We start from the raw sequence: 12906 nt of genomic DNA, 5'->3' as shown, positions 1-12906 counted from the left end.
TTCGACAAAGGCTTTATCGGACGTTCGCTATCGCGACGAAGTCCTCGATCGTCAGCTTCTCACCCCGCTGGGAGGGGTCGATTCCGGCGGCGCGCAGCTTCTCTTCCGCACGCGCAGGACTGCCAGCCCACCCGGCGAGTGCCTGGCGCAGGGTCTTCCTGCGCTGGGAGAACGCGGCATCGATGACGGCGAAGACCTCAGCCCTATCCGCGTCGGGCTGGTCGCGCCGTTCGAAGCGGACGAGTGCCGAGTCGACGTTCGGCACGGGCCAGAAGACGGAGCGGGAGATCAGGGGGCCGCGAGTAGCCTCCGCATACCAGGCCGTCTTGACGGATGGCACTCCGTACGTGCGTGATCCTGGCGGGGCGGCGAGACGTTCGGCGACCTCAAGCTGCACCATGACGTCGACCACCCGGAGGGTGGGGAGCGCCTCGAGGGCTGTGAGGATGGCGGGGACTGCCACGTTGTAGGGCAGGTTCGCGACGAGATACGTCGGTGTGAAGGATTCAAGGGCGGGCGGCACAGCTAGTTCATGGTCGGCGATCTTCAGAGCATCGAACTCGGCTACCGCGAAACGTTCGGGACGATCATGCCTCTCCCCGACTGTCTCGGGAAGGGCGGCCGCGAGCTTCCTGTCGATCTCGATCGCAGACACGTAGGCGCCGGTCTCGAGCAGGGCAAGGGTGAGGGAACCCAGCCCCGGGCCGATCTCGAGGACGTGATCGTCCTCGGAGACGCCGGCGTGAGAGACGATCTTCCGGACCGTCCCACCATCGCCGACAAAGTTCTGGCCGAGTGTCTTCGTCGGTGTGATACCAAGCTTCGCGCTCAGAACACGGATATCACCCGGCGTGAGTAGCTCAGTACCAGCCACGTGAATACGAATGGTTCAGTGCGCCGCAGGGAGTGCCGTAGCGGCCCTGGATGTAGTCGAGGCCCCAGGCGATCTGGGTGGCCGGGTTGGTGCGCCAGTCCGCACCGTGGGACGCCATCTTCGAACCCGGCAGCGACTGGGGGATGCCGTACGCGCCGGAAGAGGGGTTCGCCGCAAGGTGGTTCCATCCCGACTCGCGCTGCCACAGGGTTTCGAGGCACTGGAACTCGGATGAGGACCAGCCCTTGTTGGCAACCATCTGCTGGGCGATGCCCTTCGAGCCGCCAGCATTGACGATGACGGGCTGGGCGGGCGCGGGGGCAGCCGCTTCGGTCTCGACGGCGGGAGCCGCCTGCGGAGCCTCGACGACCGGCTCCTTCGCGCCGACGGAGATGACTTCGTTGACGAGTTCGGATTTGCGGACGACGATGGTCTGCTCGCGGGACTGCTCTTCGCCGTCGACGAGGGTGACACGGTGCGTGATGCGGGTGACGCCGTTCTGGCCCGCGGTCGTGACCTTCTCGGTGCCCTTCTCGAGGGTGGGATCATCCTGGCGAATCGTCTCGAACTCTTCGACCTGTTCGTCGACGACATACTCGTAGGTGACGCGATCGATGACGACCTGCGTCTCCTCGTCCACCTCGGCGGCCAGATCGACGTTGACGATGTCGTCTCGGCCGATGACGATGCCGGCGGCGGCAAGTGCCTTGCCCCACGTCGTCTCGAGTGTCGTGATCTCCTGGACCGAACCGTCAACCTCGACCGTGATGGTCTTCGAGAGGTCCGGGGCTTCCGTGACGATCTGCAGCGGGAGGTCGGCAACGTTGGCGGCGGCATAGGCCGGCGCCGGGTTCGTATCAGTTGTCACCGCGACAGCGGAGAGAGCTGTGGCGGCCGCAAGTGCGGCAACCGCTCCGTAGCGGCGCGAGCTTACGCGATCGGCAGGCTTGACGCTCTGCGACCATGCTGCCGCCTGGGGAAGCATGTCGTGGACGGGTGCCTGCGGTACGGCAGGAGCCTGGTCCAGTCGGAGGGAGTGTCGTCCCATGAGAAACCTCGTCAGTCGTAATGTTCTGAATACTTCACCGAGTGTAATCAAAAATTGCTCGATTGTAACCAAAACGTGATCTAGGCTTCGGGGATTTTACCTGCCAGCGATGCCAGGAAACCGGGACGACATGCCGAACATCCTGGGATTTAACTGAAATAGACGCGATTCGTCGTCTCGACAATCTGCTCGCAAACAGTGACGAGAGGCACATTCCGAATCTCTGAGATCGCTCTCGCCGTCAGCGTCGCGAGGTAAGGAGCGTTGGGGCGTCCCCGATAGGGGTGCGCAGTGAGATAGGGGGCATCGGTTTCGACGAGGATGAGCTCGCTGGGCAGGATCTCCAGCGCCTCGCGCAGCTCGATATTCTTCGGGAAGGTCACCGTCCCCGAGAATGATGCATACCAGCCGTGCACGGCAAGGATCTCGGCGAGATGACGGTCGCCGGAGAAGCAGTGGAAGACGGTTCTCTCGGGGGCTCCCTCGTCGAGGAGGATGCGCACGGTGTCTTCGTGGGCGTCGCGATCATGGATCTGAAGGGGCAGGCCGAGCTCTTTCGCGAGGCGGATGTGCGCCCGGAACGATTCCTGCTGAGCACCCTTCCCTTCTTCTCCCGTCCTGAAATAGTCCAGGCCGGTCTCCCCGATCGCCACCACGTCCCGGGCCAGCTCCGCGACACGGTTGATCGCATCCGCGAGATCGTATTCACGATGATGGTCGGCTACGTTCGGCTCGAGACCATCGGGGGCGATCTCGCGCACCCCTGCGTGCATGGCGGCCTCGTTGGGGTGGATCGCTATCGCGGCAGAGAACTCGGGGTATGCATGAGCGAGCTCGATAACGTCCACGAGATCGGGGATCTCGCATCCGACCGTGATCGCATGAGACACCCCAGCCTTTATCATCGCCGCGATCTGCCCCTCGACCAGGAGCGGATATCGGAGATTCCCATCCTCGTCGACGCCCTGGACCTGGCCTTCCCGATCCTGACCCACGTGCGTGTGGTTATCGATGATCGGTATCGGCAGCGGCTCGGGGATGGGAGGGAAGAGGGACCGGCCTTTTTTGCTCACTTCTCTCCCAGGCGCGCAAGCTCCTCGTCGATCACCTCGGGATCGAGCTTGACGAACACGGGGCTCGGCTTGGCGATCGGAGTGCCGGGCACGACCGGCACGGAGGCCCAGGGCCTCAGATCCGTGTAGTCGCCCGTGATGATCGGATACGGATCGCCACCGTCGAGGTCGTCGACGTCGACGATGTGGGGCATGGGGGCAAGGGCCCCGTCGCCGCCGATGATGAGGTCGATCGCGTTCGACGAGTGCGGGAGGAACACGGACATCATCGTGTTGAGATCGGAGACGGCCTGGATGAGGACGTGCAGGATCGTGCCGAGACGTTCACGCTGCTCGGGGGCCTTGAGCTTGAAGGGCTCCGTGCGGGAGACGTACGAGTTGGCGACGCCGACGATGCGCATGAGCTCGGCCAATGCGGACCGCTGCTGATGGTTCTCGATGAGGGAACCGATCTTCTCGAAGCCTGCGCCGGTCTCGGCGAGAAGCTCACGGTCGACGTCTTCCAGGTCACCGCACGTGGGGATCTCGCCGAAATTCTTCGCGATCATCGCTGCCGTGCGGTTGACGAGGTTCCCCCAACCGGCGACGAGTTCGGAGTTGTTGCGTCGGACGAACTCAGCCCACGTGAAGTCCGAGTCGGAGGTTTCGGGGCCTGCGATCGAGATGAAGTATCGCAGAGCATCCGGCTGGTAGCGGGCGAGAACGTCCCGGACGTAGATGACGATCTTCTTCGATGAGGAGAACTTCTTCCCCTCCATCGTCAAGAACTCGGATGCGACGACCTGGGTGGGCAGGTTCAGTTCGCCGAATGAGCCGGGCTTCCCGCCCTTGTCGCCGCGACCGTTGTAGCCGAGAATCTCGGCCGGCCAGATCTGGCTGTGGAAGACGATATTGTCCTTGCCCATGAAGTAGTAGGAGAGCGCCTCCGGGTCTGTCCACCAGTCGCGCCACCGCTCGGGCTCGCCGACTCGGCGCGCCCACTCGATCGATGCCGAGAGGTAGCCGACAACCGCATCGAACCACACGTACAGGCGCTTGTTCGGCTTGTCTTCCCATCCCGGGACGGGGATGCCCCAGTCGATGTCGCGGGACATGGCGCGGGGTCTGATCTCCTCGAGGAGGTGCTGCGAGAACTTGATGACGTTGGGACGCCACAGGCCCGACTCCTCGCGCTGATCGAGCCAGCGTGCCAGCTCATCCGCGAGCGCGGGCAGGTCGAGGAAGTAGTGCTCGGTCTCGATGAATTCCGGGGTCTCGCCGTTGACCTTGGAGCGCGGGTTGATGAGCTCGACGGGATCGAGCTGGACGCCGCAGTTGTCGCACTGATCGCCGCGCGCGCCGTCGTAGTTGCAATGCGGGCAGGTGCCCTCGATGTACCGGTCCGGGAGGGTGCGTCCCGTGCTGGGAGACACCGCGCCCGACGTGGTCTCGACAAGCATGTACCCGTTGTCGCGCACCGTCTCGAACATGGATTGGACGACCGCATAGTGGTTGCGGGTCGTCGTGCGGGTGAAGAGGTCGTAGGACAGTCCGAGGGCGACGAGGTCCTCGACGATGATCCTGTTGTTACGATCCGCGAGATGCTTCGGGTCGATCCCCTCCTGCTCCGCTGCGACGAGGATCGGGGTACCGTGCTCGTCCGTGCCCGAGACCATGAGGACATCGTGGCCCACCATCCGCATATAGCGGGAGAAGACATCGGAGGGAACCCCGAATCCGGCGACATGGCCGATATGACGGGGGCCGTTTGCGTACGGCCATGCGACTGCGGAGAGTACTCGAGACATACCTCTAGGTTAATGCCTATCGCCCGGCAGTCGGAATCCCAGCCGCGAACATCACGCTCGGTTAGGATGGCGGGCATGAGCGACACATTCATGGAAGGCACCGAGCCGAGCGACGAGGAGACCCTGGCTGAGCTCCTTGTGAAGCCGCACCGGGCTCTCATTCTTGTCGATGTCCAACCGACGTTCTGCGAGGGCGGTGCTCTGGCCGTCGAGGGCGGCAACGCTGTCGCCCGGAGGATTGCGGAGTTCACCGACACGAACCGGGATAACTATGGGGTGATCGTGTCCACCCAGGACTGGCATATCGAGCCGGGTGACCATTTCTCCGATCAACCCGACTTCGTCGATACGTGGCCTCCGCACGGCGTGGCGGGAACAGAGGAGGCGGACCTTCATCCCGCCATTGCCCACCTGCCGGATGTGTCGGTCAAGAAGGGCCAGTACGCGGCCGCCTATTCGGGCTTCGAGGGGAAGACGGATGACGGTCGAACGCTGGCCGACATTCTCAAACATGCCGAGATCACGTCTGTCGACATCGTCGGCCTCGCCGAGTCCCACTGCGTCAAAGACACGGCATTGGATGCTCGGTCCTTCGTCGAGGAGGTGCGTGTGTTCTCCGACCTGACGGCCCCCGTCACAGAGGAGCTGGGCGTCAAGGCCCGGACGATCATGGAGGGCGCTGGAATCATCCAGCTCGAATCGAAGAACGCCTGGCTCTGAGGCCTGAGAGGCTGCTTCGGGAGAAGGACAGTGGGGAGCGCATATGCGCTCCCCACTGCGCTCCCTGGCACAGGGGCCACACCGGCCAGGGAACTACTTGACGTATCAAGCAATCATAAGCATAGCTTGATAACCTTTGACCTCTGATCTTTCTGCTACGTTTCACGTCGATAGATGTATAAGGTTCAACACAGAAACGGCATTTTGTCTCGATTATCCGGTTTTAGATACGACTCTCCCGCAGGGCGGCATCGTACAGATCCTTCTTCCGCACTCCGGTGCGTTCGGCGATGTAGGCCGCGGCCGCCTTCAACCTCATGCCAGCATCCGTGAGGAACAGAACCTCCGCGACAACATCCTCGGGCTGAAGCTCAGCATCCGGAGCTCCGCTGACGACAATCGTCACCTCTCCCTTCAGCCCCGGCTGCGCCCACTGGGCAAGGTCGAGCAGGCTCCCCCGCTTCACTTCCTCGTAGGTCTTCGTCAACTCGCGGCAGACGGCCGCCTCCCGATCCGCCCCGAAGTGTTCGGCCATGGCCGCGAGCGTGTCGCCCGTGCGATGTGGGGAATCGAAGAACACCATCGTCCGCTGCTCCCCCGCGAGCGCATGGAAGAGACGCGACCTGTCGCCGTCCTTGCGGGGCGCGAAGCCTTCGAAGCTGAACCTGTCTGTGGCGAGTCCGGAGATTGCGAGGGCAGTGAGGACCGCGGACGCCCCGGGGACGACGGTGACCGCGACCCCTTCGTCGTGCGCTCTGCGCACGAGCCGATAGCCGGGATCGGAGACGGTCGGCATTCCCGCGTCCGAGACGACAAGGACGGTCTGCCCTGCCCTCGCAGCATCGAGGAGTTCGCCTGATCTGTCGGCCTCGTTGTGATCATGGAAGGCGAGAATCCTTCCCGATAGCGGCACTTCCATCCGTCCCGCCAGGTTGAGGAGCCTCCGCGTGTCCTCGGCGGCGATGAGATCGGCCGATTCGAGGAGTGCCCGCAGTCTCGGCGTCGCATCACCAGCATCGCCGATGGGTGTTGCCGCCAGGTAGATTTTTCCGTCGCTCACTCGACAACTATCCCTCATGGGTCGCCTCCGCGTCACCCCGCGAGCAAAGTCCCCGTACACTCGTCATGTGACTGAAGAGGCTCCTTACGTGCACCGAGAGGCCGGCCGGCACCCATCGGCCCGCGTCCTGACGGACCTGGAATCGCGTGCCTGGGAGAGGGAACTGCGCGGCCGTCTGGGCCTGGGCTGGTCGACCCTCCCCACCCAGATCCGGATCTGGGGCTGGGTCGTGACGGGCCTTGCAGGCCTCCTGGCCGCATTGACTCGCTTCACTGGCCTGAATCACCCTCACCAGATGGTGTTCGACGAAACCTACTATGTGAAAGCCGGCTATTCCCTCATCACCTACGGGTATGAGAAGGATTGGGTCGGCGAGAATGCGGACGAAATGTTCGTCCAGGGTTCCGATGCTGCGGCGGATATCGTCGGCGACTACGTCGTCCATCCCCCGCTCGGAAAGTGGCTCATCGGCTTCGGGCAGGCTCTTTTCGGCACGGACAACGGGTTTGGGTGGCGGTTCGCGACAGCTCTTGCCGGGGTCCTCTCCGTCATTCTCGTCACCCGGATCGCTCTGCGGCTCTTCCGGTCCGTCCCTCTCGCGGCAGCCGCCGGGTTCTTCATGGCGCTCGACGGCGTCGGCATTGTGTTATCCCGAACGGGAATCCTCGACTCCCTCCTGGCAGCCTTCGTCTTGGCAGGATTCTGGGCTGTCCTGCGGGACCGAGAGTGGACGCGGGCCCGCCTGGCACGGCGCGTCGCGTCCGGGAGCGTCGACGAGGCGGGGGCACCGCGTTCTGCTGTCGGTCCTCTCATCTTGTTCCGTCCCTGGCTGATCGCGGCCGGCATCTTCATCGGACTCGGCTGCGGGGTGAAATGGTCCGCGGTCTACGCACTCGCCGTGTTCGGAATACTCGTCTTCGTCTGGGATACGTCCGCGAAGCGCACGCTCGGTGTGCGCCGCTGGTTCACGTCGGGGATCCTGACGGGCGGCATGCCAGCCTTCGTCAACTTCATTCCCATCGCCATCCCCACCTATCTGTTCGCGTGGCTCTCCTGGTTCCTGGACCCGCGGGGCTTCAAGAGGGGCTGGGCCGAGCAGCAGAGAAGCCTGGGAGAGGATGTTCCCTTCAGCCAGTTCGGCGACTCGATTGCCGAGTTCATTGCCTACCATCGGCAGATGTGGGACTTCCACACCGGTTTGAGCTCGGAACACACGTACATGTCCCAGCCGTGGGATTGGATCCTACAGCTCCGTCCCGTCAACTTCTATTGGCCTCCCGGGGAGAAGCTCGTCCAGGATTGCGGGGCGGAGCGCTGCGTCCAGGCCATTTCGTCGATCGGGAACCCTGCCATCTGGTGGCTGGCGGCGGCCTCACTCCTCGTCGTCATCTGGTTCGCTCTGCGCCGGGGCGATTGGAGGGCGTGGGCGATACTCGCCGGCTATGGGGCGATGTACCTGCCGTGGTTCAACTACATCGGCCGCACCATCTACCAGTTCTACTCGGTCGCCTTCCTCCCCTATGTTGTCCTGGCGCTCGTCTTCGCCCTCGGCTGGGTGACGGACATGCTGCCCGAGCCCACCCTCCACCGTCGGACGGTCAAGCGAGAGGATGATTGGACTCTCGATCTGGAGCCCCACACGAGCAGACGCGAGAACGTCGCCCCGTCCCACGCCAGCGCGGAATCCTCGGAATCCAGTTGGCTCCGTTCGGATGCTGCGGAGCCGGCGATGATCGCCGTGCAGGAACCGGTCGATCCTCTCGAGGAGGCTCTTGCCCGTTTCGATGATCCTGACCCGCTCGCCTATCGCCTGGCACCGGATTCACGCGGCGCCTGGGTGCTGGGAGTGACCGCTGGGATCGTTCTCCTGCTCAGCGTCTTCTGGTGGCCGCTGTGGACCGGTCTCACCGTCCCCTACGACTTCTGGCGGATCCATATCTGGCTGCCCGGCTGGTCCTAGGATTCCTGCCTTCGCTCACCTTCGCGTCCCACGAACCCGTCCATCGTCCCGTTGACCCCGAACAGGTCGGTGATCGTGTCGAGGACGGGCACTGGAAGAACCTTCATGAGCTTGATCGCGGCAGCAAAGGCTGGCATGACGAGAGACTGGCGGCCCGCCTCCATGCTGTCCAAAATGCTGTCGGCCACGTCGTCGACATCGAGGATCGGGAGGAGGCGCGGGAAGCGTGTCCGCACCCCGTCGAACATGCCTGTGTTGACGTAGTAGGGCTGGACGATCAGCGTGTGCAGCGGTGTCCCATCGTGGCGCAGTTCGGCACGCAGGGACTCCATGAATCCGATCGCGGCGAACTTCGAGGCCGAATAGTCGGTCTGCCGTGACACGCCGACGAGACCGGCGGCTGATGCGACGGTGACGATCGAACCCTTCTTCCGTTCGATCATGCCGGGAAGGAACTGTCGGACGACGCGATAGAGAGACAGGACATTGAGATCGAACGTCCTGGCGATGTCGTCCTCGCTCAGCTCGAGGAAGCGCTTCCCGGTGACGATGCCAGCATTGTTGATGACGATGTCGATGCGGCCCGCGGACAGGGTCTGCGCTCCGGCCTCGATGACGCTCTCGGGATCTGTCAGATCGACACGGCAGCACTCCGCCCTGCCTCCGAATGAACGGATCTCGTCGACGACAGCGCCCCCTGCCTCCTCGTCGATGTCCCACAGGATGATGCGGGCCGCTCCGCGGTTCGCGGCCCCGAGTGCCAGCGCTTTGCCGATGCCGGAGGCTCCTCCGGTGATGAGAACTTTCGCCCCAGCGAGAGGTGCACGCATTATCGTCCTAACCGTAGATACGTTTTCATGACCCGAGCCCACAGCTTTTCGCTGAGGAACGGGGGCGCCTGGAGTGGAAGGATGCGGGACGTTGCCACGGTCTGCGGCTCCGTATATTTCAGCAGCCCATTCTCACCATGCCGGCGGCCCAGGCCCGAGCCCTTCATCCCTCCCATCGGCGCATGCATCGACGCCCAGGCGGCGATATAGCCGTCGTTGACGTTGACGGTGCCGGCCTGGATGGCGGAGCCGAGAGTGCGCCCGCGAGACGGTGTGGTCCAGATGGAGGCGTTGAGCCCGTAGTCCGAGTCGTTTGCTCGGGCAATCGCTTCCCCAGCATCGGCAACCCGGTAGAGGGAGACGACGGGACCGAACGTCTCCTCCCGGCACACCATCATGGCCTCCGTGACGTCCGTGAGGACGGTCGGCGCATAAGCATATGGGGCGATCTCCGGGAGGGCGTGGCCGCCTGCCAGCACTGTCGCGCCCTTCCCCCGAGCATCCTCCACGTGCGCGGAGACCGTCTCGAGCTGGCGGGCTGAGATGAGGGGGCCCATGCCCGCCGACCACGAGTAGTCTCCCCGCACCTTCACCGCAGCCATGGCCGAGACGAATGCCGGCACGAAACGATCCCAGGCGGAATCCTCCACATAGATGCGTTCGATGGAGATGCAGAGCTGGCCGGAGTTCGAGGTGACAGCCTTGACGGCGGCGCGAACGGCACGACCCATCGGAGCATCATCGAGCACGATCAGGGGATTCTTTCCTCCCAGTTCGGCCGAGTAGCCGATGAGGCGCTCCCCCGCCTGCTGTCCGAGGATCCGTCCGGTCTTCGTCGATCCCGTGAACATGAGATAGTCCGATCCATCGACAAGCGGCTTCCCGAGAACCCCGCCGGGGCCCGCAACGACCTGGACAAGGTCGCTCGGCAATCCCGCTTCGACAAGGAGCGCCTTCGCCGCGAGCGCACACAGCACGGTGGACGAGTCCGGTTTGATGACGACGGCGTTGCCTGCCATGAGTGCCGCCAGAGCATCGGAGATCGCGAGGGTGAACGGATAGTTCCAGGGCGAGATCACTCCGACGACCCCAACCGGGTGATAGTTGACCTCCGTGTGCGACAGGAGCGGGAGCGCACCCGGCACTCGACGCGACCGCAGTGCCCGGGGTCCTGTCGTGGCGTAGTGTGCCGCCGTCATCGCAACATCGCTCACCTCTTCGAAAGCATGGGACCGTGCTTTGCCGTTCTCTGCCTGGATGAGGTCGAGGAGGGCGGACTCGTTCCGCCACACGAGGGCGGTCAGGTGTGTGAGAACTGTGGCCCGCTCACCGGCCGGGATTCGCGACCAAGAGGCCTGCGCGGCGCGTGCGCGTCCGATCGCGGCCGCCACGTCCTCCGGTCGACAGATCGGATAGGAGGCGATGGTCGCACCGTCGAGGGGCGAGACCACGTCCTCGTGGGGACGTTCCTCAGGGGCGGCGATCCACTGCGCGGGATCACCGATCAGCTGATCGATGGCGCGCTGGGCTCTGCCCATTCCCGTCTTCTTGTCTCTAGACGACCGATTCTCAGATGACACAGAATTCGTTCCCTTCGGGGTCTTCCATGACAATCCAGCCCTGACCGGATTCATTCGGCTCGAAGCGCTTGATGCGGATCGCGCCGCGGGACTCCAGCTCGTCAGCCCTGGCCTCCAACACCGCCATGTGCTTCTCTCCGCGCAAACCGGGAGCAGCGACGATATCGAGGTGGAGCCGGTTCTTCGCCGTCTTCTCCTCCGGAACTCTCTGGAAGTAGATCCTCGGGCCCTCCTCCCCGATCGGAACGATCGCGTCCCCGCTGTTCCACTCGTCCTCGGGGATGCCCTCGGCCGCCAGGTAGTCCTGCCACGACGCGAATCCATCGGGCGGGTCATCCCTGCGGTAGTGGAGGGCATAGGCCCAGAAGTCGGCGAGACGCCGAGGATCGACAGCGTCGAAAGAGAGCTGGATATTCATGGCTTCACGCTATCGGCAAGCTGAGCAAATCGGTAGAGAAACACAACATTGACTGCAGACGCGGAGTCACCCACCAATTAATTAAAACTGTTTTTATCGTGTAAATTAGTGGGTGTCAGCATCTCTCACATAGGAGCCCCAATGGCTTGTCAGTGCAATCACAACAATCTTCTCGAAGAAACCCTGGACGTCACGACGATCCCCCACTCGGTCCGCCACCCGGCGATCCTCGGTGCGATCTCTGCCCTGCCAGTCTTGGGCAGCATCCTCCTCAAAGCTCCCCATATGCCCAGCCCGCTGCTGGCCGAGGTGGCGGCACTCGAAGGCTCCTTCACACACGAGGTCGTCCAGGACGGTCCGAGCGAGTGGCTCGTCCGCATCAGCAGAGAAGGCTGATGGCGGCAGATGCTCGGGAGATCGGCGATCGCGCTCTCTCCCACTGCCCGGTATCCCACGATCAGGGGTCGTGGACGGTGTGGGGCAACGAGGAGGCACGCAGGGTCGCCGAAGATCCCGAGACCTACTCGAGCAGAGTATCCGCACACCTCTCGGTGCCGAATGGGATGGATGGGGAGCTGCACGGACAGTTCCGGGAGGTGGTGGATCGCTACCTCTCGGACGCTGTGATCCTTCCGCTCTATCCGAGCTTCGAGAGGATTGCGGAGACCGCCTACGCTTCGCTCGGGGACGAGTTCGACGGCAATGAGTTTGGGCGGATCGTCGCCGTACGCTGCCAGAGCGCCTGGCTCGGCTGGGATCCGTCGTACGAGGAGGAGCTCCTTGCCTGGATCACGGCCAACAGGGACGCGACTCGGTCCGGGGACAGGCGGCGCACCGCAGCTGTCGCCGCCGATTTCACTGCCATCATTCGGCGTATCCTCATTGATCATCGCCTCCATAGGAGAGACGATCCCACCTCTTCCCTCATGGCTGACACCGTGACAATCTCGGGGTTCGAACGCGCCCTGACAGAGGAGGAGATCGTGTCAATCCTCCGCAACTGGACATCGGGCGACCTGGGCTCGATCGCCTCCGCGATCGGCGTCGTCGCCCATTTCCTCGCCACGCATCAGTCGATTGCCGATGAGCTGCGGGACCAGATCGACAACCCGCGGGCTCTCGACCTGGCGCTCGACGAGATGCTCCGCATCGACGATCCGTTCGTCTCCAATCGCCGCATCACGACGCGTTCCGCCTCACTGGGCGGATGCGAGATCCCGGCCCGGAGCCGGGTGACCATTCATTGGACGAGCGCCAACCGCGACCCTCGCGCCTTCGGATATCCGGATGGGTACGACCCATGCGGACATCAGTCGCGAAACCTCGTCTACGGGGCAGGCCCGCACGCATGCCCGGGCCGCACCCTGTCGACGTTGGAGCTCAGGGGCGCGCTGGTCGCCATGCTCCGAGGCGGTGACCTTGCACTCACGGGGGCGTGCGAACGGGAGAGGATTCCGGTGGGAGGATGGGCGAAGGTCCCAGTGAGAAGGACCCCTCGTCCTGTCTCACTCTAGCCATCGGCACGCCGCCTGCGGACAATGGGACGATAGCATCTC

12 protein-coding genes are annotated in these 12906 nt (G+C 63.8%); 4 read left to right on the top strand and 8 right to left on the bottom strand.

Annotated elements, in window-relative coordinates; genetic code table 11:
- Positions 1–13: 13 nt before the first annotated feature.
- The 4 genes from rsmA to metG form a co-directional block, all read right to left on the bottom strand.
- Positions 14–874, bottom strand: a complete 861-nt coding sequence (gene rsmA / locus H2O75_RS01795; RefSeq protein WP_259365279.1) for a 16S rRNA (adenine(1518)-N(6)/adenine(1519)-N(6))-dimethyltransferase RsmA — start codon at positions 872–874, stop codon at positions 14–16.
- On the bottom strand, positions 861–1922 hold the full coding sequence (locus H2O75_RS01790) for a resuscitation-promoting factor (RefSeq protein WP_182172848.1): 1062 nt from the start codon (positions 1920–1922) through the stop codon (positions 861–863). Before H2O75_RS01790 ends, rsmA begins: the two co-directional genes overlap by 14 nt.
- Before the next feature lie 149 nt (positions 1923–2071).
- On the bottom strand, positions 2072–2995 hold the full coding sequence (locus tag H2O75_RS01785; RefSeq protein ID WP_182172845.1) for a TatD family hydrolase: 924 nt from the start codon (positions 2993–2995) through the stop codon (positions 2072–2074).
- The gene (gene metG / locus H2O75_RS01780) at positions 2992–4782 is read right to left on the bottom strand and encodes a methionine--tRNA ligase (RefSeq protein WP_182172842.1); all 1791 of its coding nucleotides are present in this window, start codon (positions 4780–4782) and stop codon (positions 2992–2994) included. The genes H2O75_RS01785 and metG overlap by 4 nt, the downstream gene beginning before the upstream one ends.
- A gap of 90 nt (positions 4783–4872) precedes the next feature.
- Here metG and H2O75_RS01775 point away from each other — a divergent pair, with 90 nt between their 5' ends.
- Positions 4873–5502, top strand: coding sequence for an isochorismatase family protein (locus H2O75_RS01775; protein ID WP_182174819.1), 630 nt, complete (start codon positions 4873–4875; stop codon positions 5500–5502).
- Positions 5503–5725: 223 nt separating this feature from the next.
- On the opposite strand, the gene rsmI is transcribed toward H2O75_RS01775, so the two are convergent.
- A complete protein-coding gene (gene rsmI / locus H2O75_RS01770; RefSeq protein WP_310650321.1) occupies positions 5726–6562 on the bottom strand; it encodes a 16S rRNA (cytidine(1402)-2'-O)-methyltransferase in 837 nt (278 codons plus the stop codon).
- 67 nt (positions 6563–6629) lie between these two features.
- Between rsmI and H2O75_RS01765 the strand changes: the two genes are divergently transcribed.
- Complete coding sequence (locus H2O75_RS01765) at positions 6630–8522, top strand: dolichyl-phosphate-mannose--protein mannosyltransferase (protein WP_182172836.1); 1893 nt, start codon at positions 6630–6632, stop codon at positions 8520–8522.
- On the opposite strand, the gene H2O75_RS01760 is transcribed toward H2O75_RS01765, so the two are convergent.
- Genes H2O75_RS01760 through H2O75_RS01750 form a run of 3 tightly spaced genes read right to left on the bottom strand, consistent with a single transcriptional unit; the run spans position 8519 to position 11350 of the window.
- Positions 8519–9352, bottom strand: coding sequence for an SDR family oxidoreductase (locus H2O75_RS01760; protein WP_182172833.1), 834 nt, complete (start codon positions 9350–9352; stop codon positions 8519–8521). The genes H2O75_RS01765 and H2O75_RS01760 overlap by 4 nt on opposite strands.
- Entirely contained in the window at positions 9352–10890 is a 1539-nt protein-coding gene (locus tag H2O75_RS01755; RefSeq protein ID WP_182172830.1) for a succinic semialdehyde dehydrogenase, read from the bottom strand. Before H2O75_RS01755 ends, H2O75_RS01760 begins: the two co-directional genes overlap by 1 nt.
- 31 nt (positions 10891–10921) lie before the next feature.
- Positions 10922–11350: a VOC family protein gene (locus tag H2O75_RS01750; protein ID WP_182172827.1), complete on the bottom strand. Its 429-nt coding sequence runs from the start codon at positions 11348–11350 to the stop codon at positions 10922–10924.
- Positions 11351–11491: 141 nt separating this feature from the next.
- Here H2O75_RS01750 and H2O75_RS01745 point away from each other — a divergent pair, with 141 nt between their 5' ends.
- Together H2O75_RS01745 and H2O75_RS01740 are read left to right on the top strand one after the other, a co-directional pair.
- Positions 11492–11746 (top strand): DUF2249 domain-containing protein, encoded by a 255-nt coding sequence (locus tag H2O75_RS01745; RefSeq protein WP_182172824.1) that lies wholly within the window; start codon positions 11492–11494, stop codon positions 11744–11746.
- Positions 11746–12864, top strand: a complete 1119-nt coding sequence (locus H2O75_RS01740) for a cytochrome P450 (protein WP_182172821.1) — start codon at positions 11746–11748, stop codon at positions 12862–12864. The genes H2O75_RS01745 and H2O75_RS01740 overlap by 1 nt, the downstream gene beginning before the upstream one ends.
- The last annotated feature ends 42 nt before the right edge of the window (positions 12865–12906 follow it).

Origin of the sequence: Flaviflexus equikiangi (assembly GCF_014069875.1) — a bacterium.
Classification (GTDB): Bacteria; Actinomycetota; Actinomycetes; order Actinomycetales; family Actinomycetaceae; genus Flaviflexus; species Flaviflexus equikiangi.
The sequence above is the reverse complement of the archived record's forward strand: the minus strand, read 5'-3'. Positions and strand labels throughout refer to the sequence as shown.

Coding starts and splice junctions, on each gene's coding strand:
- H2O75_RS01760 (WP_182172833.1), bottom strand. CDS start 9,352: ATGCGTGCACCTCTCGCTGGGGCGAAAGTTCTCATCACCGGAGGAGCC.
- H2O75_RS01790 (WP_182172848.1), bottom strand. CDS start 1,922: ATGGGACGACACTCCCTCCGACTGGACCAGGCTCCTGCCGTACCGCAG.
- H2O75_RS01740 (WP_182172821.1), top strand. CDS start 11,746: ATGGCGGCAGATGCTCGGGAGATCGGCGATCGCGCTCTCTCCCACTGC.
- metG (WP_182172842.1), bottom strand. CDS start 4,782: ATGTCTCGAGTACTCTCCGCAGTCGCATGGCCGTACGCAAACGGCCCC.
- H2O75_RS01745 (WP_182172824.1), top strand. CDS start 11,492: ATGGCTTGTCAGTGCAATCACAACAATCTTCTCGAAGAAACCCTGGAC.
- H2O75_RS01775 (WP_182174819.1), top strand. CDS start 4,873: ATGGAAGGCACCGAGCCGAGCGACGAGGAGACCCTGGCTGAGCTCCTT.
- H2O75_RS01755 (WP_182172830.1), bottom strand. CDS start 10,890: ATGGGCAGAGCCCAGCGCGCCATCGATCAGCTGATCGGTGATCCCGCG.
- H2O75_RS01750 (WP_182172827.1), bottom strand. CDS start 11,350: ATGAATATCCAGCTCTCTTTCGACGCTGTCGATCCTCGGCGTCTCGCC.